Origin of the sequence: Mesotoga sp., from assembly GCF_035363035.1 — a bacterium.
In the GTDB taxonomy this organism is placed as follows: domain Bacteria; phylum Thermotogota; class Thermotogae; order Petrotogales; family Kosmotogaceae; genus Mesotoga.
In genome coordinates this window covers 1-25,389 of sequence record NZ_DAOSEH010000030.1, presented here as the reverse complement: position 1 = coordinate 25,389, position 25,389 = coordinate 1, and the positions used below count along the sequence as shown (strand labels likewise).

At 49.9% G+C, this 25,389-nt stretch carries 24 protein-coding genes; 14 read left to right on the top strand and 10 right to left on the bottom strand.

Features of this window, described 5'->3' with window-relative positions; translation table 11 throughout:
• Window positions 1-892: hypothetical protein (locus tag PKX57_RS06380; protein ID WP_472416447.1), on the bottom strand; the 892-nt coding region annotated here is incomplete at its 3' end.
• 98 nt (window positions 893-990) lie between these two features.
• Entirely contained in the window at window positions 991-1,905 is a 915-nt protein-coding gene (locus tag PKX57_RS06375) for a 6-bladed beta-propeller (RefSeq protein ID WP_472416449.1), read from the bottom strand.
• A gap of 365 nt (window positions 1,906-2,270) precedes the next feature.
• Between PKX57_RS06375 and PKX57_RS06370 the strand changes: the two genes are divergently transcribed.
• The 4 genes from PKX57_RS06370 (at window position 2,271) to dnaA (ending at window position 6,089) form a co-directional block, all read left to right on the top strand.
• Window positions 2,271-3,413: a pyridoxal-phosphate-dependent aminotransferase family protein gene (locus tag PKX57_RS06370; RefSeq protein WP_472416445.1), complete on the top strand. Its 1,143-nt coding sequence runs from the start codon at window positions 2,271-2,273 to the stop codon at window positions 3,411-3,413.
• The gene (locus PKX57_RS06365) at window positions 3,413-4,336 is read left to right on the top strand and encodes a hydroxyacid dehydrogenase (protein WP_472416443.1); all 924 of its coding nucleotides are present in this window, start codon (window positions 3,413-3,415) and stop codon (window positions 4,334-4,336) included. The genes PKX57_RS06370 and PKX57_RS06365 overlap by 1 nt, the downstream gene beginning before the upstream one ends.
• Before the next feature lie 33 nt (window positions 4,337-4,369).
• Window positions 4,370-4,549, top strand: a complete 180-nt coding sequence (locus PKX57_RS06360) for a ferredoxin (RefSeq protein ID WP_213921592.1) — start codon at window positions 4,370-4,372, stop codon at window positions 4,547-4,549.
• 196 nt (window positions 4,550-4,745) lie between these two features.
• Entirely contained in the window at window positions 4,746-6,089 is a 1,344-nt protein-coding gene (gene dnaA, locus PKX57_RS06355) for a chromosomal replication initiator protein DnaA (RefSeq protein ID WP_472414807.1), read from the top strand.
• Window positions 6,090-6,134: 45 nt separating this feature from the next.
• Here the strand turns inward: dnaA and PKX57_RS06350 are convergent, their stop codons facing one another.
• From PKX57_RS06350 to PKX57_RS06335, 4 genes are all read right to left on the bottom strand, one after another.
• The gene (locus PKX57_RS06350) at window positions 6,135-7,097 is read right to left on the bottom strand and encodes an ATP-binding cassette domain-containing protein (RefSeq protein ID WP_214048096.1); all 963 of its coding nucleotides are present in this window, start codon (window positions 7,095-7,097) and stop codon (window positions 6,135-6,137) included.
• A gap of 17 nt (window positions 7,098-7,114) precedes the next feature.
• Complete coding sequence (locus tag PKX57_RS06345) at window positions 7,115-7,891, bottom strand: ABC transporter permease (protein WP_472416441.1); 777 nt, start codon at window positions 7,889-7,891, stop codon at window positions 7,115-7,117.
• 1 nt (window position 7,892) lies between these two features.
• Entirely contained in the window at window positions 7,893-8,657 is a 765-nt protein-coding gene (locus PKX57_RS06340; protein ID WP_214050314.1) for an ABC-2 family transporter protein, read from the bottom strand.
• Between the two features lie 304 nt (window positions 8,658-8,961).
• Window positions 8,962-10,041 carry a nucleotidyltransferase domain-containing protein gene (locus PKX57_RS06335; RefSeq protein ID WP_214048372.1) on the bottom strand — a complete coding sequence of 360 codons (1,080 nt, stop codon included), beginning with the start codon at window positions 10,039-10,041 and terminating at the stop codon, window positions 8,962-8,964.
• A gap of 256 nt (window positions 10,042-10,297) precedes the next feature.
• Between PKX57_RS06335 and PKX57_RS06330 the strand changes: the two genes are divergently transcribed.
• From PKX57_RS06330 to PKX57_RS06300, 7 genes are all read left to right on the top strand, one after another.
• On the top strand, window positions 10,298-11,506 hold the full coding sequence (locus tag PKX57_RS06330) for a GNAT family N-acetyltransferase (protein WP_472416438.1): 1,209 nt from the start codon (window positions 10,298-10,300) through the stop codon (window positions 11,504-11,506).
• Window positions 11,507-11,728: 222 nt separating this feature from the next.
• Window positions 11,729-13,222, top strand: a complete 1,494-nt coding sequence (locus tag PKX57_RS06325; protein ID WP_472414811.1) for an urease accessory protein UreH domain-containing protein — start codon at window positions 11,729-11,731, stop codon at window positions 13,220-13,222.
• Between the two features lie 109 nt (window positions 13,223-13,331).
• Window positions 13,332-14,504 carry an iron-containing alcohol dehydrogenase gene (locus PKX57_RS06320; protein WP_472416436.1) on the top strand — a complete coding sequence of 391 codons (1,173 nt, stop codon included), beginning with the start codon at window positions 13,332-13,334 and terminating at the stop codon, window positions 14,502-14,504.
• 202 nt (window positions 14,505-14,706) lie between these two features.
• On the top strand, window positions 14,707-16,500 hold the full coding sequence (locus tag PKX57_RS06315; RefSeq protein WP_472416434.1) for a PAS domain-containing sensor histidine kinase: 1,794 nt from the start codon (window positions 14,707-14,709) through the stop codon (window positions 16,498-16,500).
• Window positions 16,501-16,511: 11 nt separating this feature from the next.
• Window positions 16,512-16,955, top strand: coding sequence for a response regulator (locus PKX57_RS06310; protein ID WP_213921498.1), 444 nt, complete (start codon window positions 16,512-16,514; stop codon window positions 16,953-16,955).
• An 8-nt stretch (window positions 16,956-16,963) separates the two neighbouring features.
• Window positions 16,964-18,364, top strand: a complete 1,401-nt coding sequence (locus PKX57_RS06305; RefSeq protein WP_213920580.1) for an HD domain-containing phosphohydrolase — start codon at window positions 16,964-16,966, stop codon at window positions 18,362-18,364.
• A 186-nt stretch (window positions 18,365-18,550) separates the two neighbouring features.
• Window positions 18,551-19,144, top strand: coding sequence for a DUF6305 family protein (locus tag PKX57_RS06300; RefSeq protein WP_472416431.1), 594 nt, complete (start codon window positions 18,551-18,553; stop codon window positions 19,142-19,144).
• A gap of 93 nt (window positions 19,145-19,237) precedes the next feature.
• Here PKX57_RS06300 and PKX57_RS06295 read toward each other — a convergent pair whose 3' ends face one another.
• Entirely contained in the window at window positions 19,238-19,777 is a 540-nt protein-coding gene (locus PKX57_RS06295) for a DUF308 domain-containing protein (protein WP_213920578.1), read from the bottom strand.
• A 296-nt stretch (window positions 19,778-20,073) separates the two neighbouring features.
• Here PKX57_RS06295 and PKX57_RS06290 point away from each other — a divergent pair, with 296 nt between their 5' ends.
• Window positions 20,074-20,508, top strand: a complete 435-nt coding sequence (locus tag PKX57_RS06290) for a transcriptional repressor (RefSeq protein WP_213920577.1) — start codon at window positions 20,074-20,076, stop codon at window positions 20,506-20,508.
• Window positions 20,509-20,514: 6 nt separating this feature from the next.
• Window positions 20,515-21,972, top strand: coding sequence for a catalase (locus PKX57_RS06285; protein WP_213920576.1), 1,458 nt, complete (start codon window positions 20,515-20,517; stop codon window positions 21,970-21,972).
• A 167-nt stretch (window positions 21,973-22,139) separates the two neighbouring features.
• Here the strand turns inward: PKX57_RS06285 and PKX57_RS06280 are convergent, their stop codons facing one another.
• Genes PKX57_RS06280 through lipB form a run of 3 tightly spaced genes read right to left on the bottom strand, consistent with a single transcriptional unit; the run spans window position 22,140 to window position 24,154 of the window.
• Window positions 22,140-22,562, bottom strand: a complete 423-nt coding sequence (locus PKX57_RS06280) for a flavodoxin domain-containing protein (RefSeq protein WP_213920575.1) — start codon at window positions 22,560-22,562, stop codon at window positions 22,140-22,142.
• Window positions 22,563-22,605: 43 nt separating this feature from the next.
• Window positions 22,606-23,475 (bottom strand): lipoyl synthase, encoded by an 870-nt coding sequence (gene lipA, locus PKX57_RS06275; protein WP_214048375.1) that lies wholly within the window; start codon window positions 23,473-23,475, stop codon window positions 22,606-22,608.
• Entirely contained in the window at window positions 23,468-24,154 is a 687-nt protein-coding gene (gene lipB, locus PKX57_RS06270) for a lipoyl(octanoyl) transferase LipB (protein ID WP_472416429.1), read from the bottom strand. Before lipB ends, lipA begins: the two co-directional genes overlap by 8 nt.
• A 388-nt stretch (window positions 24,155-24,542) precedes the next feature.
• Here lipB and PKX57_RS06265 point away from each other — a divergent pair, with 388 nt between their 5' ends.
• Entirely contained in the window at window positions 24,543-25,349 is an 807-nt protein-coding gene (locus PKX57_RS06265) for an acetoacetate decarboxylase family protein (RefSeq protein ID WP_214048377.1), read from the top strand.
• Window positions 25,350-25,389: the final 40 nt, after the last annotated feature.

Here is a 25,389-nt window from a genome sequence, read left to right as displayed (position 1 = left end):
CGTAAACTTCGAACTGCATATAGACCTGCGCCGGTACGCCGCCGAGATCGAAGGAGCCCGAGAATTCCACTATGACCAGATCTTCTGTGGAAACGAAGTAACTCCAGTAGGGATCGGCAAAGAACCAGTCGAAGGCCTCTCCCAGGGTCATCGTGTTGTAGTAGATATCGAAGTAACTGCCCTTTACCAGTGTAAGCGGAGAGCCGAGTATATTGCCCAGCATTGTATCTATGTAGGCATCGTCCTTGGTCTCGTCGTTCACTCCCACGTAGGCGATGTCGAAGGTTCTTTCGTTGAGATCGACCGTGAATTGCATCACGACCTCTTCCAGATTCCCCTCCGGGTAATGGTGCCCGATGAATTCGACCACGTTCAGGCCGTCGCCGGACAGGAAGAAATCCCAGCTGGTGTCGTCGAAGAAATTATCGAAGTACTCTCCTATGATCTTGCCGGGGAAATCGTAGAAATAGCCGTCTTTAACCACGGATATGGCCCTTTCTTTCTCGTCGGTAATGAATATCTTCTCAAGGAATGCGTACTGAAGACTATTGTCCTGCGGCTCGCCGTTGATTGCCCAGAACCCGAGAATGAAGGTCTCATCGGCCTCCTTTACGGTAAAACGCATCGTAACGGTTGCCGGCTGGCCTGTCTCGTCTGTGAAAGTACCGGTGAACTCCACCACATCTTCTTCAATGTCTTTGTAATAACGCCACCTCGGGCTCTCGAAATACTCCTCGAAAGCTTCGCCGATAAATCTGTCGGGGAAACTGTTGAAAGTACCTCCCGTAACTATGTCTATGAACTTGGCGGTGTCTTTCGGCAGCAATCTTTGAGAGAAAGAGGCCACAAAGATGAGGGAAACGAAGAGAATCGAAATTACAACCTTTTTCATACGAACAACCTCCTTTCAGCCGTTTTTTCTGGCTATCATTAAATAATACACTGAATGGCCCTCCAGACAAACCCTATTAATGACAGTCATCCGACCGCTTAATAGTTTATCTTGAACTTCTGAATCCTGTTCCCGGTGAGTTCTAGAACGTAAAGGAATCCGCTCTTGTCGATCTCGATTCCGAAGGGGCTCTTGAACTGGCCGTTTCCCGTGCCTTCGCTTCCCCACTCGTAGATGTAGTTGCCCGATGGATCGAGCATATAGACCCTGTTCTGTCGCTTCTCCAGAAAGAAGACATTTCCCGATTTATCTATGGCTATCTGGCCGGGCAACTCGAAGTTTCCACTGACACCTCTCGTCCACTTGAGGAGGAAGTTGCCCTGCGGGTCGAACTTCTGTATCCTCCTGTTGAAATCGTCGCAGATATAGAGGTTGCCGGTTGCATCGACGGCGAGTCCGGAAACCGTCGCGAGCTTACCGTCGTCCATGGATTCCATCATGGTAACCTTTCCGCCGACGGTTCTCAGAAGGAGTCCCTCGCTGTCGAAGATCTGTACCCTCTGGTTGAAGGCGTCTCCCACGTATATTCTGTCGGAGGAATCGATCGCCATGAACATCGCGCCGTCGAACTGTCCTTCGCCGGCCCCCTTGCTGCCCCATGCCTTCACGAACTTGTATTTGTCGTTGAACTTTTGAACTCTCCCGTTCTGAGAATCGGCCACGTAAATGTTTCCTTTAGAATCGACTACGATATCGTGCGGGAATCTGAACTCTCCGTTCTTCTCTCCGAATTTGCCGAAAGAGGATTTGTGCTTCCCATTCGAATCGAAGACCTGTACCCTGTGGTTCAGCGTATCGGCCACATACACATTTCCCTTGCTGTCGGTCGCTATACCCTGTGGATCGCTGAACTGACCGTTCTTTGTTCCGTAACTCCCCCAGACTTTCTCCACCGAGGTAGATATCGCAAGCATCAGCGTGAGTGAGAAGAAGAGAAAAAGGATAAGAACCATGCGTTTCAAAACAATCACTCCCTTTATAGTCTCGATCGCAAGATGATAACATCGCCGTTCGATTTTTGAGACTTGAAAACTCTCTCTTCAGTATGCCAGAAAGCTGGAACAATGTTCAGCGTCTCTCCCGGGTTCATATGAAGTTATTGGAAAGAGTTACGAAGAGCTTCCCGTAGATGTTTTGTCCCAACGAGCGATCATTATACTTGTTGGGGATTTCCGGGTGTTGTTAAGGTTGGCTAATTACTCTACACTAGTAGTATAAAAAAGGTCGCTCTTTCCGTCTGATCTCAGACGCGATTTATTTTTTCACGATGTTCCATCTGATACAGAATGTACTTTATTATCGAATGGAGGTGCCTGAATTGGCAAAGATGATTAAGAAAAATTACCTGATGGCTCCCGGGCCGACCCCTGTCCCTATTGATGTTCTTCTCGAGGGGGCAAAAGATACGATCCATCACAGAACTCCGCAATTCGACAGGATTTTCACAGAGGCCGTCAAGGGTACGAAAGAGGTCTTCAGAACCGAGAACGACCTCTTCATACTAGCATCCTCCGGTACGGGCGCAATGGAAATGGCATTAACCAACATCGTCAATCCAGGAGAAAAGATTATCGTCTGTACCGTTGGAAAGTTCGGTGAAAGATGGCAGGAGATAGCCAAAGCTATCGGCGCAGAGATAGTGCTTGTCAGCGGTGAGTACGGAGACTTCTACACTCCGGAAATGGTTGAGAAGGCGCTAAAAGAAAATCCCGACGCGGTTGCGGTCTTCACAACTTTGAGTGAAACTTCGACAGGCACGGTTATGGATATCGAAGGTATCAGCAAGGTGGTCAAAGCGGCCGGAAAGCTGATCGCGGTCGATGGCATAAGCGGTCTGGTGGCCGAACCCTGCGAAACCGACAAGTGGGGACTAGACATCGTGGTTACCGGTTCGCAGAAAGGCTTCATGCTTCCTCCAGGTCTGGCTTTCATCTCCGTAAGCAAAGCGGCTATCGAAAAGGCTCAGAATACGAAGACAACGAGTTTCTATTTCAATCTGAAAAAATACCTCAAAGATCCGCTTCCATGGACACCGGCTGTCAACCTGATTTACCAGCAAAGGCTGGCCGTTGAAATGCTCCTGAAGGAAGGTATGGAAAACATCTGGGCGCGCCACGCCGTTATGGGAAAGGCCACCAGGGAAGCCATCAAAGCCATGGGACTGGAGCTCTTCTCGAAGAGACCGGGCAACGTCCTCACTTCGGTCAAAGTGCCCGAAGGGGTGCCTGGCGGCAAGATCGTCTCGATTATGCGTGACGAGTACGGCGTAACCATCGCCGGCGGTCAGGGAACCATGAAGGGTAACATCTTCAGAATCGCCCATCTCGGTTACATGTCCGATTACGATGTAGTAATCGCACTTACAGCACTCGAGAAGGTTCTGAGAAAACTCGGCCGCCACGTCGAATACGGAATCGGCGCCCAAGTTGCGATGGAGATCTTCGAGAAGGAGGGCGTATAATGCTTAGACTGCACGCCAACGATCCTCTGGACAAAACAGCGATGAAGATCCTGGCCGACAGCGGCCTATTCGATATCACGGCCGAAGCGCTGGATAAGAACGCCCTGCTGAAGATTATGCCCGAGGTCGAAATCCTGGTCGTGAGAAGCGCCACTAAAGTGACGGCCGAAATAATTGAGGCCGGTAAGAAGCTCAAGCTAATAGCCAGGGCCGGCGTCGGTCTTGACAACGTCGATGCCGAAGCGGCCGAAGCCAGAGGAATCATGGTTAAGAACACGCCTGGCGCCAACGCCATATCGGTGGCCGAACTGACCTTTGGACTGTTGCTGGGACTAGTCCGTCATATTCCCAGGGGTGTTTACGGTATAAAGGATGGAAAGTGGGAGAAGAAAGATCTTAAGGGAAATGAAATCTTTGGCAAGACTATGGGAATAATCGGTTTCGGCGCCATCGGAAGAACTGTAGCCAAGATAGCTCTGGCTTTCGGCATGAAGGTCGTCGCCTACGATCCTTATGTCAATTCCACCGATCTCGAAGTCACTCTGGTCGATTCCATCGAGAAGCTTCTTCCGAAGGCCGATGTAGTGTCCCTGCACATCCCTCTGACTCCGGAAACGAAACATATAATTGGCGAAAAAGAGATCTCTCTGATGAAGGACGGCGTTATCATAATAAATGCAAGCCGTGGCGGCACGATAGACGAACAGGCTCTTTACAACGGTTTGATATCCGAGAAGGTCTCCGGTGCCGCGCTGGATGTTTTCGAGGTTGAACCGCCGTCGGACGAATTGCGCAGAAAATTGATCGGTCTCGGTAACGTAATATGCACGCCTCATATCGGAGCCAGCACTTCGGAAGGACAGAAGAGAGTCGGCCTCGAAATGGCGAAAATCATCGTAGATGTTTGCCGTAACATGTTATAATTTACATCGATATTCTAGGCGGAGGTGTAAGAAGTGAAGGTTTACGTTGACAAAGATACATGCATAGGTTGCGGTGTTTGTGAAGGGATTTGCCCCGACGTTTTCAAGATGACCGACGACGGCAAGGCCGAGGCAATCGTTCCCGAAACCGAGGCTGCCTGTGCGCAGGACGCAGCCGATTCCTGTCCAGTTCAAGCAATAACAGTAGAATAGTCGCATATTCTTAACTGTCACATCTAGGGGCGGACTTTTTGTCTGCCCCTTTCTATAGTGGCACACAAAATTTGTCTATTTTTTCTAGGGTTCGATTCTGGTATAGTAGTAATTACTTCAGCGAGATCATTTGGGGTTCTTTTTTCGATTGTGCGGTTTGCTTCGGGGTTACAGTAACTGATCCGTGGAGGTAGTTGTGTCTAGCCAAATTATAAACGTCCTCAAAAAGAAGGTTGCCAAAAAGACCTGGGACAACTGGTTCTCCACTTTTGAATTGAAATCTGTAGAGGATGACAGGGTTGTCTTTTCCGTCGCGAATCTCTTTATAAAAGACTGGCTTCAGACCAAGTACGGTGGAGTCATAAACAGGTCGATTCACGAAGCCACCGGAAAGGAGCTGCCTTTCGAGATAGTCTTCAAGAACGGAGAGCTTTCGAAAGAAGAGACGGTAGTACATCAACAGGCCGGCTCTCTTCTGAAGAGAAAACCTCTGATGATTTCCAACCTCAATCCCGAATACACATTCGAAAACTTCGTGGTCGGCGAAGAAAACAGGGCGCTCTACGAAGTGGCGCGCGACGTCACACGTAATCCCGGTAAGTACAATCCCTTCTTCGTTCACGGAGGCGTCGGACTGGGAAAGACCCACCTCCTCCAGGCCATCGCCCAGGAGACCATGACGAACTTCCCCGACAAGAAGGTTCTCTATATCACCAGCGAACAGTTCATGAACGACATGATCCAGTCTATAAAAGAGAACAACATCCAGAAATTCAGGGATCACTACCGGAAGAGATCGGACGTTCTTCTCATAGACGACATACAGTTCCTCATAGGAAAGAAGGGCGTCCAGACCGAATTCTTCCATTCCTTCAACGAGCTTCACGACGCCGGCAAACAACTCATAATATGTTCCGACAGAAATCCCGAGGAGCTGGACAACTTTCACAGCAGGCTAATATCCAGGTTTCAGATGGGCATGTTGATGACCATACAGCAGCCGGAGGCAGAAACGAGGTTCCACATCGCGAAAAAGCTGGCTCAGCGCGAGTCGGTGAACCTCCCAGATGACGTGGCGATGATACTGGCAAACAACATCGACGGGAACCTCAGAAGACTCAGGGGGGCCATAATCAAGCTCATAGTTCACAGCAGCGTTTACAACACCAGGATCGATATATCGCTGGCCAGCATGATCTTGCAATCCTTCGCCAGTTCGTCGGCCGTTCCTTCAAGCCAGAAGCCGATCGACCAGATCTACGACGCGATCGAACACGTAATGAAGATATCCAGAGAGGATATAAAGGGAAATAACCGGAGCAAAGAGATAGTTCTCGCCAGGCAGCTCGTGATGTACATACTCAAACAGCATTTCGGCAAGCAGGTCGTGGAGATAGCACGCGATACCGGAAAGCAACACCCTACCGTCATACACTCGATCAAGAAGATAGACAAGAGCGTTATGATGGGAAGGGGCAGCACCAAGATACTCTACGACGATCTGATAGGCCTGCTTTCATCCAGGTCGGCGGCCGTTTGACCGAACCTCGCGCAAGTTCTTCCTATTCCCGGCAAAAACGCTCGATCACTTTCTGTAAATTACCCTGACCACATCTTCTATCGAGGGATCGGTTATTCTGAAATCTTCTATCTCCATCACCTGCATGAACTCGCGCGCCACGTTCGCCGGCCTGGCTGTGTCCGACAGTTCAACGTCAATAGTTCCCGTCTTCGAGTCGTACCTGGCCGCGTATCTCTCGATGAAGCCGGTGCATCTACCGTCCAGAGAAAAGGCGCCTTCCCTCAACTGTATTTTCAGAACCCTGGGAAGCTTCACCATGCCTTTCAGTCCTTCAAGAGTTCCCTTATAGACCAGGCTGCCGTGGTTGATGATCAGAATTTCCTGGCAGAGCGCCTCTATGTCCTTCAGATCGTGCGTCGTCAGGAAGATGGTCTTGCCCCTCGAATGAAGCTCCCTGAGGAACTGGAGGACTCTGTGCTTTGAAACGATGTCCAGTCCGATCGTCGGCTCATCCAGGAACAGAAGTTCGGGGTCGTGAACGAGAGCGGCCGCCAGTTCGGCCCTCATCCTCTGGCCCAGACTCAGCTGTCTGACCGGCCTGTCCATTATCTCACCCAGCTCGAGGTGGCCCGAAAGATAACCGATCTGTTCTTTGAACCGCGACTCGGGAACTCCGTAGATCGCCTTTAGGAGCGAGTAGGTGTCTCTTACAGGGAGGTCCCACCAGAGCTGCGTCTTCTGGCCGAAGACGACCCCTATGTTTCTGACATAAAGCTTCCTCTCGCGGTAAGGAACCATCCCGTCGACGATGGCCGAGCCGCCGTCGGGGGTCATGATTCCCGTCAGTATTTTGATGGTCGTAGATTTGCCGGCGCCGTTGGGGCCTATGTAGCCAAGAAACTCCCCGCGGTTCACGGTGAAGGAGATGTTCTGCAGCGCCCTTATTATGCGCTTCTCTCTAAACAAACCCTTTCTCTGGTAAACTGTGTAATTCTTTTGAAGATTCTCGACATTGACTATTTGCATAAGACTCCTTTCGGTTATCAGGTTCCCGTGCTTGCGTAGTGTTTGAGACCGAGCTTCCATATCAAGACCGTTACCGGCAGCAGGGCGGTCACCCCTAAAACCGGCGAGATAAGGGCGATGATACTCGTTATCCTTCCTGTGAGATAGCCCACAGGAAAGTAGGCCACACTCGCCAGTGGCACGATGAAGGTCAGGACATTTTTCAGGACCGGCCCGTAGATGTGTGCCGGGTACATCGCCGCCGTTCTCGTCGAATAGAACGCCAGAACGATTATGTCGGAGTTCCTGACAGTCCAGAAGGCTATTGCGGCCAGTATTATGTTTATCTCGAAAGTCATGGCGGTCGAAAAGAAGACCAGAGAGATATAAGCGAGCCACATATCTCCAAAATCGATGCGACTGGCCGTAAAACCGAAAACGGCAACGGCCAGGGCCTCTACCACGACTCCCAACCGCCTGAAATCTATCCTCTCGAGCAGCAGTTGCTTCACCGTGTTCATGGGTCTGATGAGGAGAAGGTCGAACCTTCCGGTCACCATGAGCTCTTCGAACCTGTGAAGTCCCTCGCCGAAAAACCTGAAGATCCCCCATCCCATTTCGACGATCGAATATATGATCGCGATCTCTCCAAGACTCCAGCCGCCGATCTCCTTGAAACTCAACATCAAGAAGGCCATCAGCAGAAAGTCGCTGAAAAGGTTGGCTCCGTTGATCAGCGTATCCAGCCAGAAGTTCAACCTGTACTCGTACTGCGCCTTGAGACTGGCCATGAAAAGTGCGATAACGCTCCTCATCTCAGCCCCCCTGGACCTGGATCGATCTCGTGAGTTTTTCCGTCATGTACAGCGCCAGAAGAAAAAGCACGACTATCCAGAAACACTGCAAAGCCAGGGCCCTGATCAGGCTCACCGTGCCCAGATAAACGCTCGAAGGATAGTAGTTGGCGCAGGCGAACGGCAGGAGCGGCATCAGGAAACGGAGAAATCCCGGATAGTATTCGGCCGGAAGGAAGGCGCCTCCCAGCAGGTTCATGGTCATGTACAGAAGTCCCTGCGCAGCCGTTGGGCTGAGAAATTTGATCGACCACAATCCGACGAAATAGTTGAAGAGGAACGATATCAAAAAACCGTTGAACAGAGTCAGCAAGAAGGGAAGCAACCTTCCTATCTCCGGAGGCGATACGCCGAGCAGAAGATAGCCCAGAAGGAATATCGGGATCGCCCTGAAGATCAAACTGTATAGACCGTGACCGGCGACCTCGAAGAAGCTGCAGAAAAGCAATCCGTAAGGTCTCAAAAGATCGAAAACGATCGTCCCTTCCCTTATCTTCTGCGGAATGTAGGCTCCGCGCGAGAGAAACATCGTGACCCAGAGAATCGATTGATTCACCATGATATAGGTCACCATCGCCTGCGTTTCCGGAGAATCTCCCAGCGCTGCCTTCCATATACTCACGTAGATGTAGCCGAAGATGAAACTGCCGAGGTTGTTGACCAGATGGTTCAAAAGATACGCCCGGCTCCTGTTGAAAGAAGTCATGGCGATGGCCAGACCGGACAAACACAACACCTCCTTCAGGGTTGATTTACCGGGTTGAAGTTGCGAGAGTGGATCAACTGAAAAAAGGCATAAAAAAACTGCAGGAGAGTATTCCTGCAATCAATAGGAGTAAATAGAATATTACTACACTACCGGAGAGATTGCAACAGTCATCCCGCTTCCGACGACCAGTTCACTTTCCAATAATGGCTGTTGGCGTAAGCGCGGGAAGAGGAGAGAAGAGAGAGAGGGAGAGAGAGAAGAGAGAGAGAAAGAGAGAGGAAGAGAGACCCCGCTATATATCCTCGCCTTGATAGGATTTTACCTAATGATTCCGGTAGTCGTCCTCGAATTCCTCGATAGTCGCATACCGTTTCACATCGACGCCGTTTTTCTCGTAAAGCAATTTGTACTTTTCCATCGCTTCGTCAAATGCCTTCGCCGATGCTGAGAGATCGTTGATGTCAAAGTGCTTCATCAGATCCACGGAAACGCCTTCGTATTCTTCGCTCATTTGATCGTAGAAAAACTGGCAGCTGGCTGCCGTCATAAGCGAAAGATATTTGCCGCCGATTTTCGCGGCCAGCCCCATCTTGTTCTTCCAGTCGGAGTGTATTTCCTCGTAAGACCCCTCCAGAGCCTGCCGGTCGAGTTTTTTCTTACTCTGCACCTTGCTTTTGATCTCTTCAATTTCATCCTTAATACATCGAATCAGCGATGTTGCGTGCCTCTTGATAGATCGCAGCGAGTCGGCTTCAACCAGTAGATGGTAGCTAACCAGAAAACCGGACGGTAATCTCTGCATCCTTTCGATCTCTTCGGGCCTCCGTTTTACCCCGAGCCTCACATACGATTTGTTCATGAGAAATACGATCATTTCGGAATAGTAGATCAATCTGGCAGATGCATACCTGGCTCTTTCAGTTTCTTCGCTCATCATAACGTCCGCGTACGATCTTTGAGCCTCCCCGAAGTGGACTTTTATGTTCTGCAGATCGGACTCGCTCAAAGAGGATGATAGACGTTTACAGGCAGCGTCGCGGAGCTCCATGAATCTTTGACGGTACTTGTCATCTGGACAGTAAACGATCTTGAGATCCATCAACCTGGAGATGTACGGATTCGAGTATCGGGCCATTTCTTCGAGTTGCTCCCATGTCGTGCAATAGACGTCGTGCGCGACATCTCCCAGAATGAAGCATGAACTGATCTTGTAGCCGTCGGGATCGTTTATCACTATGAACAGATCAAGATCGGACTTTTCGTGAATATCGTCCGTGGCAAATGAGCCGTAGATACCTATCAGTGCGACCGAACCGGGGCAAACACGCACTGATTTCTCGATCACGGCCTCGATGATCCTCTCGTTTCGAACCAAAAGGGCCTCTTTGATCTTCTTATCCATAAGCGCCTCCATTTCATAGATAGATGGAAAAGACCGTCCGTTACTCGACGGCTAATACACGCCTCCGGTGGATCGGCGAGTTTGCACAGAGCAATTCTATCAAACTCTCCCGCAGGAAGAGTGCGAGACGCTGATTCGGTCCAGTCTGTCTTTATGCTGTACTGTCTGTTTTTGTCAACCAGGAGATCATCAGGCGGGAACCGCCCGACGGCCTGATCTGGTATCATTATTGGTACGGTTTGAAAGGGGGCGTTGAATGGAAATAAGAAGGATCGACAGTGCATACAAGGAGCGAATAATCGAGATCTTCTCGATGTCGTTCGAGTATTTCGAACCGGAAGAGAGCGAGTATTTCTTTTCCGACCCTTCTCTCTGGGACTACGTTTGGGGCGCATTCGACCGGGAGAGACTCGTCGCAGCGTACATAAGCTACAAATATCTCGCGAAGATCCGGAACAGAATCTTCGAATGCAGGTATGTCGAGGCCGTCGCCACCCTTCCCGAGTATCGCAACGGTGGGATAACCAGGAAAATCCTGCTGAGAGATATCGAGGAAGCCAAAGATAGAGGTGTTCACTTCATCATGCTCGACCCCTTCAAGCATGATTTCTACGTGAAGCTCGGGTTCGGGCTGGGTTTCGAGAGCCTCGAGTACACCTTCGACTATTCCCTCCTGTCCGGTGATATGGAAGAGGACAACCTCAAGCTCGTTTCCGGGAAACTTTTTGAGAAAGACGAGATGAGAGAACTAATTTCGCAAACCCGTAAAACTCTCTGGGAGACCTCTCGCTATACCGAAGCTATCGAGATCGACGCATGCAGTCAGGAGATATTTCACAGGAAGGCGCTCTTTAGCGCCGTGGCCATTGATGACAGAGGGCTGTCCCACGGAATGATGATATACGGCAAAAAAGAAAGGAAGATGGTGATCGAGAGCTTCGCCTTCATCGATCTCGCCGGCCTCTACGCGCTGAAGAGGTTTCTGCTGAATCACAGAGATCAGATCGCAACTTTTGAAATGCGGAAGATGCCGCCCGATTTTCCGGTGGAACTCCTCTTCCATTCGAGATGGCAGGCCGGGAGAGAGCTAAAAATTATGGACGCCTCATCGCGTATGGTAAGAGTCCTCGATCCGCTTCCGGTCGTTTCGAGACTGATAGATACTTCTCCCTCAGAGAGTGTCGTTTTGAAGATAAAGGATCGATTGTTGCCGGAAAATAACGTGAAAATCGCGATCGGAAACGGGAAGGCAGAGATAAGTGAAGCGGTGGAGGATTTCGAGATAGAGATCTCAGATCTCGCCACTCTTCTCACCGGAAGACTTTCGCCAATGAGACTGTGGAGACTCGGAAAGCTGCGCGTCGGCCCCTGGAAGAACATCCCGTGGGGAATTTCCGAACCACCCGGGAAAGTTCGAATTCTGGAATCCATATTCCCCGGAGTGATTACGCACAACGCTATCTGACTGGTCAGCCACCTTTCCCTATCAAGCCGACTCGACGTCAATCGATATAAGAAAAGCTGCCAGCCGACATTCCTCGGCCTTTCTTCGTGAGGTCCATCGATTTTCTGAACCATAGCAAAACGTATCTGTCACACTTTTGAGTAGACAAAAACTGTCTGCTATATGCTACAATCAGACAATTATTGTTGGTTTTATTCACTCTTCATCTGCGAGGTGACTCAGTTGAGCTCGAAATCCTCTTCATCAAAAACGTTTTTCGTACGCGGCATGCATTGCCAGAACTGCCAGCTCTTTGTCGAAAGTAAACTGGAAGAAGTTGAAGGCATAAAAAGGGCCAGAGCCTCCCTGAAAGATTCCTCGGTCGAGATTGAATTCCTGGGAGAGGTTATCTCGGTCGAAAGTATCAACGAGATCTTGAGCGGAACGGACTACAGTGTCGCTGAGACGAAGCCGGAAAAGCCTATCGGAAAAGCCGTCAAGGTACTCGTTGCCGCTTCTCTGGCCATTATAGTCTTTTTCGCCGTGGAGAAACTCGCCATAGGCGGCTTGATAAACGTCGATTCAAGCTCGTCGCTGGTAGGCTTCTTCCTTTTCGGACTGGTAGCAGGGATATCGAGCTGCGCGGCTCTCGTGGGAGGTCTGGTTCTTTCCGTTTCCAAACAGTGGTATTCGCTTTACAGTTCTGAGGATTCTTTTCTTCAAAAGCTACAACCCCATCTGATCTTTCATGCCGGACGTCTGGTCTTTTACAGCCTTTTCGGATTCTTGCTGGGCTGGCTTGGACAGAGTCTGAAAATCTCGCTGACCTTTTCTTCGATCCTCGTGATAGCGGTCTCGATAGTGATGTTTTTAATTGCACTACAAATGCTGGGAATCCACACGGTGAGTCTATCGATCCCTTCCTTTTTACGTAAAGCGCTGGCAGTAGATAAATCCAGACGTGGACGAATGATGCCTTTCATACTGGGCGCTACAACCTTTTTCCTTCCCTGCGGCTTCACGATAACGGCCCAGGCTCTGGCGCTACTCTCGGGCTCTCCTTTCCATAGCTCGATGATAATGTTTTTTTTCGCGCTTGGAACCTTCTTCCCGCTCATCGCCATAGGGGCTTCATCAATCAAGTTCTTCGCCATGAAGAGCTTATCGGAAGTCTTCACGAAAATAGCGGCGGTTCTGATAATATTTTTCGTCATCTACAACGTGAACAGCCAGCTAAACGTTCTGGGACTGCCAAGCCTGAACGATCTTACCATCGGAACCGGCGAGCAGGTTTCATTTACTCCCGATGATTCGCCGACCGTTCTGGCAACGGCCGGTGAAAAAGAAGAGATAGTTATGAATGAAGCCGGGCCAATGGAAACGGGAGAGGTCGTAGATGTCGAAGAGACGGTTGGAATTCAGGAAGTTGTGGAAGAGACTCTGGATATTGTCCAGAGCGGACCGGATATACAGGTTATAAGAACTGTAGCCAGCGCGAGAGGTTATACGCCTGATTATTACCAGGTGAAAGCCGGCGTTCCCGTCAGGTGGGAGATCGAAGATATTGGCACCAGCGGTTGCACCAACGCTATCATCTCACGAAACCTCTTTCCCCAACGTGTAGAACTCACCAGGGGCAACACCAGCGTTGTAGAATTCACCCCGCAGCTTCCCGGCCAGTATAAATTCAGCTGCTGGATGGGCCACTACACAGGGATAATAGAAGTCGTGAACTGACACACGCCCTACACACAAAAGGTCACAAAGAGACGACTTTCCAGGCGATAGCGGCCCGGCCCGTGGTATCATTTATGCAGTATTTCGATTAGTCTGGAGGTCAAAAGGTATGAAGAGCATAGAAACTTTCGATTATTTTCTTCCCACAAGAGTAATCTTCGGCTGCGGAACTATCGGCAAGGTAGGACAGCATTCCAGGAGACTGGGCAAGAAAGCGCTTATAGTTACGGGAAGGCACAGTACGAAGAAGACCGGTCTGCTGGATAAAGTGATCGGGCTGTTGAAAGAGGAAGGGATCTCCTCGGTAGTGTTCGACGAGATAGTACCCAACCCTCTCTCTACCAGTATCGACAGAGGTGCTTCAATAGCCGTCAAGGAGAGATGCGATTTCATCATAGGATTGGGCGGTGGCAGCCCGATCGACTCCTCCAAGTTTATTGCCCTCGTGGCGAAGGACGGAGGAAAGTGCTGGGATTACACCGGCGCCGGCGGCGGCAGAAAGCCGAAAGCGGCCTTGCCCGTAATAGCGATCCCCACGACCCACGGAACGGGGACCGAGGCCGACCCCTTCGCGGTGGTCACCAACCCGGAGACCAACGAGAAGATCGGCGTGGGTTTCGACGAGATCTTTCCGGCCGTTTCGATAGTCGATCCTGAACTGATGCTGTCGCTTCCTTCCGAACAAACGGCAGCGACGGGTATGGATGCCTTCTACCATTCAATAGAATCTTATATCAATTTGAATCATCAACCGGCCTCCGATCTTCTGGCTCTGGAATCGATGTCGCTTATAAACTATTATCTGCCTCTAGCATATGAAAACCCGAACGACCTGGACGCAAGAGTAGCCCTCGCGTGGGCGAGCACGGCGGCCGGCATATGCGAGACGCTTTCGGGTTGTGTGGCCAACCACTCGCTGGAACACCCCGTTAGCGGCCACTACAACGCGACACATGGCGCCGGACTCTGTGCTACAGGCCCCTCGCTGCTCGAATACATCCGTCCGCATATCGCGGAGAGACTGGCAGAAGTTGCAAGGGTTATGGGAGCGCCCGAAAGCGTCATAGGCGTGGAAGAGCTTTCGAAGATGGCCATAGTCTTGCTCCGCAGGCTTCAGAAGAATGTCGGTCTCGATATTTCCCTCGGCGAACTGGGAGTGGAGAGCTCCATGCTTTCAATCCTGGCTGAAGACGCCATGAGAACGATGGGAGGGCTTGTAAGCGTAACTCCAGGAAACCTGAAAACCGAGGATCTGAGGAACATCTACCAGATGTCGATGTAACTTTTCAGTCGAGGATATGAGGGAGATACTTGGAGATAACAAACTCAGCAGACGGAAACTGTGCAGGACGTCTTTTTTCATAAATGCGAAAGTTTGAAAACCTGGAAGTGTATTTCGAGCGTGATTTCGGAAATATGTACCATGTTATAATGTTTTTGTCAGTTGCAGAAATCAATCCCATCTGACAATCAGGGGGTTTCTTATGAGTCACGAAAGATCAAGTCTTGACCGGACGGAGCGTGACTTCCGCCCTTCTACGGAGGTCGAAAGGAACCTGAACCCTATTCTCGACATCGATATCGACGGAAAAATAACCTACCAGAACGCTGCGGCTACATCATTTTTGAATTCGAGTGGATTGAAAAATCCGGGTATATTTCTGCCGGAGGAGCTTCCGCCGGGTTTTTGGAAGTCGGAAGAACCTTCTTCCTTCAATTATGAAAAGACCATAGGAGAAAAGATCTTCTTTATATCTCTGAACCCTATTCCCGGAGCCAGTATAGCCAGAATATACGCCTTCGATATTACTCAAAAAAAGGCCCTGGAAAGACAGCAGCTCGAGACCAAGGAACTCCTTGCGAAGGTTACCGGAAGCGTGACGGACATGCTTTATGCTCTCGATAAAGAGCTGAGATACATATACTGGAACAGCGCCTGCGAGGTTATGACCGGACTCAAGTCCATAGATGTTATAGGAAAGCAAGTGGCGGATATCTTCCCCGAAGATGAAACCACCGAAAAAGCCATGGCCTCCTACCGAAGAGTACTCCAGAATGGAAAACCGGAATCTTCGCTCTTCGAATACAGAGGCAGAGGAAAGACCTCGATACTAGAGATAAACATCTATCCGTTAGGCGAAGGGGTATCGGTCTTCGCCAGGGATATCACCGAACAGAAGAACGCCGAGAGAAAATTCGAGATCGAAAGAAAAAAACTCCGTCAGATACTGGACTATATACCTGAAGGCATCTATATGGTTAGCGAGAACTACGACATCGAGTACGTGAATCCTGTTCTCATAGAAAAATACGGCCCAATAGAGGGTAAGAAGTGCTATGAATTCTTTCAAGAATTCGACGCTCCATGCCCATGGTGCAAAAACGATCAAATTCATTCCGGCCAACCGATCCGCTGGGAACGCAGGTCCGAAAGAAGCGGCCGCATTTACGACCTGATCGACATACCGGTTTTCAACGACGACGGAAGCATATCGAAGTTGCAGGTCGTCCACGATATCACCGACATGCGCACTTACCAGGAAAAAGTAGAGCGATTGAACGTCGAGCTCGAGGCAAGAGTTGCCGAAAGGACCACACAGCTCGAGGCCGTCAACAAGGAACTCGAGGCCTTCGCCTATTCGGTTTCCCACGACCTGCGGGCCCCTTTGCGGGCCGTGGACGGGTATTCGAGAATAATCGAGGAAGATTATGTAAACGTGCTAGACAGCGAAGGGTTGAGGCTCTTCGGGGTAATAAAGCGCAACATAAAGAAGATGGACCAGTTGATTCTAGATCTACTGGCTCTGTCCAGAGTGAACAGGACCGAACTGGTGAAGTCGAAGATAGACATGATCGCCATGGTAAATTCGCTTTTTAATGAAGTGGTGACTGTCGAACTTCGCGAGAAAGTCAAATTCACGGTGCAGAACCTTCCGGAGGTCTATGGAGACAGCGTCATGATGAAACAGGTGTGGATAAACCTGCTTTCAAACGCCTTGAAGTTCTCGGCTACCAGGGAGGTTATAACCATAGAGGTCGGTGGTTATTCAGAGAACGGAACCAACACGTACTACGTGAAGGACAACGGCGTCGGATTCAACCAGAAATATGCGAACAAGGTCTTCGAAATCTTCCAGAGGCTTCACAGCTCCAAAGAGTTCGAAGGGACGGGCGTTGGCCTTTCGATAGTTCAGAGGATAATTCACAGGCATGGAGGTTCCGTAAGGGCCGAAGGCGAAGAGAATCAAGGAGCGACCTTCTACTTTTCCATCCCCTAGAGGTGAAAGAGATGATCGATAGCGTAGTCGAGATACTTCTGGTGGAAGACAATCCCGAGGATATCGAACTCACACTGAGAGCTCTCAAAAAGAGCAAACTGGCAAACAATATCGTGGTCGCCGAAGATGGCGAGGAGGCTCTGGATTTTATATTTGCCCGCGGCAAATACAGTGATCGTAGCGTCATTTGCTCTCCAAAGGTGATTTTACTGGATTTGAAACTTCCTAAAGTAAGCGGAATAGAGGTTCTTAGAGAGATAAAGAAAGACCCCAGGACCAGTATTATACCGGTCGTCATTCTCACCTCTTCCACCCAGGAAGTAGATATCGAAGAATCGTACAAACTGGGGGCGAACAGTTATATCGTGAAGCCCGTCAACTTTGAGAATTTCATTCAGTCACTGAGACAGATGAACGATTACTGGCTGGTACTTAACAGGCTTCCATCGAGGTGAGTCCGAAGATGAGTAAAAAAGGTAAGATAAAAATCCTTTTCGCGGAAGATCTGCCGACTGACGTCGATCTTGCCAGATGGGAGATCTCCAGAGTCTTTCCGGAAATCGAGGCCGCTGTGGTGGATACGGAACACGATTTCATGGAAAAGCTGAAGGAGTTCTCGCCCGACCTCGTAATCTCCGACTATCTTATGCCGGGCTTCGACGGGATGAGGGTTATAGAGCTGGTTCTCAAAAACGCTCCGGAGCTCCCGGTGATAATCCTGACAGGCTCCATGAACGAAGACACCGCCGCCGAATGCATGAAGGCCGGAGCGATCGATTATGTGATAAAGGAGCACATGGCCAGGCTACCGTACGCGGTCGTCGAGGCACTGGAGAAAAAGGAGATCAAAATAGCCAAAGAGAAAGCCGAAAAGGCTTTGATCGAGAGCGAGAAGAAGTTCAGGCTGCTGGCAGAGAAGGCCAACGATCTGATTTACAGATACGAACTCTATCCAGAAGAAGGGTTCAGCTATGTCAGTCCGGCATCTGTCCGCATCACGGGCTACACTCCAGACAACTTCTACAAGGATCCCGATCTGATAACGAGAATAGTCCATTCCGAAGATAGAGACAGGCTTCTGAATATTACGAACTATTACATCACTCACTCCGAACAGAGAGAAACATTGACTATGAGATGGGTGAGAAAGGATGGAAAGGTCGTCTGGATCGAGCAGCAGAATGTCCGCATTTTCGACGACAACGAGAAGCTGATCGCCCTCGAAGGCATAGCCCGTGATGTGACGGAAAGGCATGAGGCCGCCGAAAGAATCAGAGAGGCCTTTTACTCAATAATAACCGTGGTTTCCGATATTCTGACGGCGAGAGATCCTTATATCGAATACCATCATCGCAATGTGAGCCGGTTATCCTCGAAGATAGCAGAGAAAATCGGCCTGGACGACACCAGGATTGAGGCCGTTAAAGTCGCCGGACTGCTCCACGATATAGGAAAGATAGCCATACCCGCCGAAATCCTCTCTAAACCCGGCAAGTTGAACGACAAAGAGTTCAGCCTGATTCAGCAGCACAGCATCGTAGGATACAATATCCTCAGAAACACACGCCTTCCCTGGCCAGTCGCGGAAATAATTCACCAGCACCACGAAAGACTCGACGGCTCCGGCTATCCCGGTAAGCTCAAGGGAAATGAAATATGCGTCGAGGCCAGAATTATCGCCGTTGCGGACGTAGTTGAAGCGATGACCTCTCACAGGCCGTACAGGCCGGCCCACAGGATGGAGACGGCGCTGGAAGAGATTCGCGGTAAATCGGGCACCGCCTTCGATTCCAGGATCGTAGAGGTCTGCATCGGTTTGATAGAGAATGGCTTCGACTTCAAACAGGATGCATCGAAAAACTAGCTATCGCTTTAACCTTCCACCGGAAATTTATTTCGATATCCATCTGGAGTGAACTCCAGAGTATTATGCGGTATAATATCTGATAAAATATGTCTAGATACGACTCGCGCAATTATGAAATCAACCGGGTCGTACAGTCATGTTTTCAGGTTGAGCGTCGCCAATTTTTACTTTGGAGGGAAAGGCATGAAGAGAAAGATTTCTGGATTTTTGCTGGCCGTGCTTATGATTTCCGGCGTAGTTCTGGCCGGAGTAGCCGATTCTACAACGATAGTGAAAACTCCTATGGTGGCAACCGTTATGGGTGATGGTTCTGGTTCTATCGTTCTCGAACTCGTTTGTATGAGGTATGGCATCGAATGCGTAAACGTGCTGGATATGACCGCAGAAACTCTGGGCGAAAGGCTCGAACAAAGCAACGGACCGAAGACGCTGGTCATCGCCACGGGCGCAATGACCGAGGGCGACTTATGCACTGTATGCGGAGCGATTGAAATCGATATAGAAAGAGAGCTGGAGAGAATAGAGAAACTCATAGAAAAGGCCAGAGCTTCGGGATTGTCGATTGTGGGTCTGCATATAGAGGGGGGAATCGATATTGCCGAACGTAATTTCAACAGATCGATCGACGCGATAATGCCGTACGTAGATCTTGTGCTTTTGGTGACTCCCGATGAGGTCAATTCTTACTTCAAGCAACTGTCCGAGGAGAAAGGGACTCCAGTTATTAAGGTTGATGAAGCCCTGAAGATCGGTGATGTTTTGAAGGAACTTCTCTGAACGATAATAACAACTATCCATGAAATAAACCCGGGTGCTAAGTTTCGCACCCGAATTTTTTAAGGAAAACGGCGAACCGCGTTGATTTCTGTTTTAGACCAGATCGCGCGGCCCGAAGAAAGCCATCACCAGATGCTGAATACCCGATGCCATAAGTGCCATGCCGATTATTATAGGTATGGAGATTCCCACTATCCAGGGGTGCAGGGCTATTATGATACCACCGACCAGCAGTAAGAGGTTGAGGACGATACTGAGAAAATAGATGCCCTTTCCGGCAGGTTTTATGCGATCGATGTTAATCAGGTTGTTGATCGCATCAACTATGAACCAGACGGCGACCATTATTGCGAAAACAACCGCGGCGAAGGCCGGTCTGAAAAGAAAGATTACGCCGAGGATCGTGAGCAAGATACCGACTATGAGAAAAAACCACACTTTGACGGTCGTTCTGTCGTTCACCCTGAAAAAGGCTATTATCAGCATGAGACCACGGACAACGGCGACGATGCCGAGCATGATAGCCAGAGTCAGGAAAGTGGCGACCGGGTTCATAAACGCGAAAATACTACCCACGATCAAAACTATCCCTACCAGTAGCGAGATCCAGTTGAAACTCTTTTTTTCTGCCATACAACCCACCCCTTTTGGTGCAACGTTTTTTGACCGGAAAATCTTTTAGTTCATCTGGTTCAGTAAATCAGCATTACTCTCAAATAGGATGATTATATATATTTGGGACGTTGCAAGTCAAGTTTTTGAAGGACGATTCATTTTATGCGCACAGTCTTGACGGTGTAGTTTTTTAAGCCGCTCTTTATATGGAGGATGTGAAAACTCTATTAGATATGTTATAATAATTATAAAATAAGAATGGTTCTTATTTTAAACACAATTCGAGTTTTGTCCAGTCCCTGAAGGGAGGCGACATGAAGCGATCCATAGAGGAGTTGATAAGTTACCTTAAAGAGAGAGAGCTGAGGCCATCCTATCAGAGGTTGAAGATACTAGGATATCTTCTGGAGAATCGAAACCACCCGACGGCCGATGAGATCTATGAGAGCCTGCACAGCGAGATTCCGACCCTCTCTAAATCCACAGTTTACAACAGCCTGAACGTTTTCGTCCAGGCCCGCCTGGTGAAGCAATTGACAATAGAAGACTCCGATACGAGGTACGATATCGTCACACAAGACCACGGTCACTTCAAGTGCGAACTCTGTGGAAGGATATACAACTTTAAAATAAACATAGACGGTTCTGATACACCGGATCTGAAAGGTTTCAACATCAAAGACAGGAACGTAAACTTCACGGGCACCTGTCCATCATGCCTTAAAGGCAAAGAGATCAGAGGGAGGTAGTGGTTTATGGAAGAAAAGATGAAACTGACAAACGAAGTCGGGGCGCCGGTGGTCGACAATCAAAACTCGATGACGGCCGGGCCGAGGGGTCCCATGCTGTTGCAGGATGTCTGGTTCCTGGAGAAGCTGGCCCATTTCGACAGGGAAGTGATCCCCGAGAGAAGGATGCACGCCAAGGGATCGGGAGCCTACGGAGTCTTCACGGTAACTCATGACATCACTATGTACACCAAGGCGAAGATCTTTTCGGAGATCGGAAAGCAGACCGAGATGTTCGTCCGCTTCTCGACGGTGGCCGGAGAACGCGGAGCGGCCGATGCCGAGCGCGATATAAGGGGATTCGCGATGAAGTTCTACACAGAGGAGGGCAACTGGGATCTGGTGGGAAACAACACGCCTGTCTTCTTCTTGCGCGATCCTTTGAAGTTCCCGGATCTGAACCATGTCGTTAAACGCGACCCCAGAACCAACCTGAGGAGTGCCAAGAACAACTGGGACTTCTGGACGTTGTTGCCCGAGGCGCTCCACCAGGTCACGATAACTATGAGCGACAGGGGAATCCCCTATTCATACCGCCATATGCACGGTTTCGGAAGCCACACTTTCAGCATGATCAACGCCAATAACGAACGCGTATGGGTCAAGTTTCACCTTGTGACGGAGCAGGGGATAAAGAACCTGACCGACGCCGAAGCCGAAGCGATCATCGGCAAAGATCGCGATAGTCATCAGAGAGACCTTTACGAGAGTATCGAAAGGGGAGAGTTTCCGCAGTGGACGATGTTCATACAGGTCATGACGATGGAAGAGGCCGAAAAGATGCCCTATAACCCCTTCGATCTGACCAAGGTCTGGTACAAGAAGGATTTCCCGCTGATAGAGGTGGGTTATTTCAAACTCAACCGTAATCCGGAGAATTACTTCGCCGAAGTCGAACAGGCGGCCTTCAACCCGGCGCACATAGTACCGGGCATAGGCTTTTCGCCCGACAAGATGTTACACGGAAGGCTCTTCTCCTACGGTGATGCGCAACGTTACAGACTCGGCGTCAACCATCACCTGATACCCGTCAACGCGCCGAAATTCCCGGCCAACAGCTACCACCGCGACGGTCAGATGAGGGTCGACGGTAACGCCGGCAGCAAACTCTCCTACGAACCCAACGGCTACGGAGAATGGCAGGATCAGCCCCAGCTGAAGGAACCGCCGCTGCCTCTCTACGGCCCGGCCGACAACTGGAACTTCAGAGAAGACGATGACGATTACTACACACAGCCAGGGAAACTCTTCAGGCTTATGAACCCCGAGCAGAAAGAGGCGCTCTTCTGCAACACGGCCCGCGCCATGGGCGACTGTCCCAGAGAGATAAAGATCAGGCATATAGGAAATTGTCTGAAGGCCGATCCGGACTACGGAAAGGGTGTAGCGGCGGCCATGAATATACCTCTGGACGAGGTGAAATAAAGGCTCTATTTGAATATGAACGGGTGTACGTCGCGCGCCCCTACGAAGACACTATGAATCGTATATCGAGGTAAAACCATAATAAACTCGTGTAGGGGCGAGCGACTTTTGCCCGCTATATCAATCAAGATCGGGTAGAGACAACCGGCTTTGCGGGATGCTGCGCTTTAGAAGCAGGAGGCGATGCTTTCTACGGCCTCTCTTATCTGAACGCTTCGCTTGAGGCTCCACCAACCAACACTCGCGACACCGCAAACTGTGGCGCCTTTCGATTCGCAAAGCCTCTTCATGCTTTCCAGGGTCTTGTTTCTGCCCATGTTCGCCGGAAAGACGCCGGTTACCAGACAGGCCGCTTTTTTACCTTCCAGAGAGGGAATCCGATTGATATAGTCCTTCATCTGTTGGGCAGGCTCGCCACCGTGAACGGGCGAGCAGAAGATAAAGGTCTCGAACTCATCGATTTTGAAATCTTCACTCTCCAGCCTCTTCAAAGAAGTTTCATGTCCCAGAGATGCGAGCTTCTCGGCTAATTTTGACGCCACCGATAGCGTATGCCCCGTCTGCGAGTAAACGACGATGCCTATCTTCATGACCCACCACCTCCCGTTTCACACACTGATACGCTATATTCCGTTACTTACGCGTTTTTGATTCCGTGAATAGTTCGGCCGCGTGATACGAACTCCTCACAAGCGGTCCGGACGACACAAAGGAGAAGCCCTTTTCGAGGGCTCTTTTCCTGTAAAATTCGAACTTTTCAGGCCTCACGTACTCCACAACCGGCAGATGTTCGAGAGATGGACGTAAATACTGTCCAATCGTAAGCACGCTGCAGCCGGCCTCCAGAAGATCGTCCATTACCCCGAGCACCTCCTCATCCTTCTCTCCGAGACCGACCATAATTCCGGACTTGGTGATAAGCGCGGAGTCCATCTCTTTCGCCCTCTTCAAAAGCTTTATCGAACGCCCATAATCGGCCTGAGGGCGGACGGAATCGTAGAGGGACGGAACGGTTTCGAGGTTGTGGTTCAACAAGTCCGGGTGTTCTCCCACTATTTCTGCAAGCGCTTTCCAGTCTCCGCGTAGATCGGGTATGAGAACCTCCACCGTGGTACCCGGACATTCCCTTCTGAGAGTTCGAATCACTTCTTTGAACTGGTTCGCACCGCCGTCCGGCAGATCGTCCCTGGTGACCGACGTCACGACGATGTGCTTCAAACCCATCAAATTAGAGGCTTTCGCTATATTTTCCGGCTCGAATCTGTCCGGAGAAGAGGGAATCCCCTTCCTCACCGCGCAGAAACGGCAGTTTCTGGTACACGTATCGCCCAGTATCATGAAGGTCGCCGTTTTCGAGGCGAAGCACTCCCCGATGTTCGGACATCTGGCCCCTTCGCATACCGAATGCAGATTCAACCCACGAAGCATAAGCTTCACTTCTCTCAAGTCGTTTCTGTCAAGGGCGATCATGTCCTTAAGCCAATCGGGTTTTCTCTCACGCATATATATCACCATCCAGCCATCCTCTGGGGACCTTTATGAACTTCGTATCGAAGACCAGGGAGAACTTCTCCTCCATTTTATCCACCACTTCGGAGAAATTCACAGGAGATACAAAATTGTTTAGCGAAGAGATGGCCAACCCTTTCAAACCGCAGGGATTGATGAGCTCGAAGTGACTTTTGTCCACTTCTATGTTGAAGGACAGCCCATGCGTGGTTATCCACCTTTTTACGGCGATCCCGACGGCCGCGATCTTTCTCTCGCCCACCCATACTCCCCTGTATTTTGGTTTCCTCACCGCCTCGATTCCGTAATCTGACAGAACCTGGATCACGACCTCTTCGAGAGAGGAAACGTACCAGGGAAGATCCTTTCTCCACTTTTCCAGGTTGAATACCGGATAAGCCACAAGCTGCCCGGGCCCGTGATACGTGATGTTCCCTCCCCTGTCGGCACGGTGTAATTCTATGCCCAGTCGCGTGAGTTCATCGCCATCGATGAGAAGGTTTTCCATGCCTCCGGACCTGCCGGTCGTAAAAACCGGTCTGTGTTCCAGCACGATGAGCACACCATCGACTTCAGATGATTCAACTCTTTCCAGGGCTCTTTTTTGTAGAGAGAGCCCCTCGCTATAACCGGTCAAGCCCTCGATTCTAACTTCCATACATTTTCGACGCATAAGACCTCCACCTTTTGAAATTGTAGCACCGTTCGGGACTATTATTTCAAGGCGTTTCGGATATCGTGAATTCCAGAGAGTTCTTCGATTGCTTGAAACTACGAGAAATATTGTAATATGAGATAGTAAAACTATCGACCTCTATCGTCTCAAAGCAAATATAGTCGACTCTAAACACTCTCGAGAGGAGATTGTTTTCCCGGACGAATATGCTTTCATATTCACGTGTAATGTGTAAGACAAACAAACGCTCGCAACTTGAGGCTATTCTGTACACTCTTTACATAAAAATAGAAGGAAACGCCAACCCGTCGCGACCTGCAATCGACAGGCCTTGCGATTTCGGTGCAGGTTCTCGGTTTTGCTTGCAGTCTAAAAGGAGGTACCGATGTCCAGGAGAGGAAAGTTCAAACTGAAGGATGATCACATCTACAAAATGCCGGTTCACTTCGGGGGAGATCCCTTCTACCCGGTGAGAACCGTGTATAGAGACATGACGGGTATCAGTATTCAATTTGAAACGGATCAAGAAGCCTTGCTGGAAATCATCCCGCATGATTTCGAGCTTCTGGAACCGGTGGTCAACGTTCAGTTTTCGAATTGCCGCGATGTGGACTGGATGGCGGGTGGCGAGTACAGATTGATACAGGTCGCTTCGCCTGTGAGATATGTGGGAAATTCCGAAGGATTGGAAGGTCAATATGTCTTTGTAATCTGGGAGAACAAGACCTGTCCGATCATCGGTGGACGGGAAGAGGACGGAATGCCCAAAGTCTTCGCAGATATCTCCTGCGAGCGACACCTCGATGATTACTGGTTCACGGCCGCCAGTTACGAAAGCTACACCTTTTTGAAGCTCGATTTCATGAAGACCGGCGAGTTCGATGATGAAACCGTGGAAGAGGTAAACAAGAACCCGAATATCAATTTCTTCGCCTGGCGTTACATACCCAATCTCGGCAAAGCCGGGGCGAGTCTGAGCCATGCCACACTATACCCGCAAGAGGCCTATTTCAGTAAAATCTGGACTGGCAATGGCAATTTGGAGTGGACGAAGCTGAATTACGAAAAACATCCCCTTCAATGCAGAATAATCTCCACTCTCGCCGAATTGCCCGTTGTCAGATACACCGATGCGAAAATGTCCAAAAACTCTGCCAGACTGAACGTCGGCGATTCGAGAATTCTACCCTGAAAGGAGGGAGATAGATGAGCGAATACTTCGCAAACAAAGT

What these genes read in the sequence shown, in the direction of transcription:
- PKX57_RS06375 (WP_472416449.1), bottom strand. Translation starts at nt 1,905, where the DNA reads ATGGTTCTTATCCTTTTTCTCTTCTTCTCACTCACGCTGATGCTTGCG.
- PKX57_RS06365 (WP_472416443.1), top strand. Translation starts at nt 3,413, where the DNA reads ATGCTTAGACTGCACGCCAACGATCCTCTGGACAAAACAGCGATGAAG.
- PKX57_RS06350 (WP_214048096.1), bottom strand. Translation starts at nt 7,097, where the DNA reads ATGCAAATAGTCAATGTCGAGAATCTTCAAAAGAATTACACAGTTTAC.
- PKX57_RS06345 (WP_472416441.1), bottom strand. Translation starts at nt 7,891, where the DNA reads ATGAGGAGCGTTATCGCACTTTTCATGGCCAGTCTCAAGGCGCAGTAC.
- PKX57_RS06335 (WP_214048372.1), bottom strand. Translation starts at nt 10,041, where the DNA reads ATGGATAAGAAGATCAAAGAGGCCCTTTTGGTTCGAAACGAGAGGATC.
- PKX57_RS06330 (WP_472416438.1), top strand. Translation starts at nt 10,298, where the DNA reads ATGGAAATAAGAAGGATCGACAGTGCATACAAGGAGCGAATAATCGAG.
- PKX57_RS06320 (WP_472416436.1), top strand. Translation starts at nt 13,332, where the DNA reads ATGAAGAGCATAGAAACTTTCGATTATTTTCTTCCCACAAGAGTAATC.
- PKX57_RS06315 (WP_472416434.1), top strand. Translation starts at nt 14,707, where the DNA reads ATGAGTCACGAAAGATCAAGTCTTGACCGGACGGAGCGTGACTTCCGC.
- PKX57_RS06310 (WP_213921498.1), top strand. Translation starts at nt 16,512, where the DNA reads ATGATCGATAGCGTAGTCGAGATACTTCTGGTGGAAGACAATCCCGAG.
- PKX57_RS06305 (WP_213920580.1), top strand. Translation starts at nt 16,964, where the DNA reads ATGAGTAAAAAAGGTAAGATAAAAATCCTTTTCGCGGAAGATCTGCCG.
- PKX57_RS06300 (WP_472416431.1), top strand. Translation starts at nt 18,551, where the DNA reads ATGAAGAGAAAGATTTCTGGATTTTTGCTGGCCGTGCTTATGATTTCC.
- PKX57_RS06295 (WP_213920578.1), bottom strand. Translation starts at nt 19,777, where the DNA reads ATGGCAGAAAAAAAGAGTTTCAACTGGATCTCGCTACTGGTAGGGATA.
- PKX57_RS06290 (WP_213920577.1), top strand. Translation starts at nt 20,074, where the DNA reads ATGAAGCGATCCATAGAGGAGTTGATAAGTTACCTTAAAGAGAGAGAG.
- PKX57_RS06285 (WP_213920576.1), top strand. Translation starts at nt 20,515, where the DNA reads ATGGAAGAAAAGATGAAACTGACAAACGAAGTCGGGGCGCCGGTGGTC.
- PKX57_RS06280 (WP_213920575.1), bottom strand. Translation starts at nt 22,562, where the DNA reads ATGAAGATAGGCATCGTCGTTTACTCGCAGACGGGGCATACGCTATCG.
- lipA (WP_214048375.1), bottom strand. Translation starts at nt 23,475, where the DNA reads ATGCGTGAGAGAAAACCCGATTGGCTTAAGGACATGATCGCCCTTGAC.
- lipB (WP_472416429.1), bottom strand. Translation starts at nt 24,154, where the DNA reads ATGCGTCGAAAATGTATGGAAGTTAGAATCGAGGGCTTGACCGGTTAT.
- PKX57_RS06265 (WP_214048377.1), top strand. Translation starts at nt 24,543, where the DNA reads ATGTCCAGGAGAGGAAAGTTCAAACTGAAGGATGATCACATCTACAAA.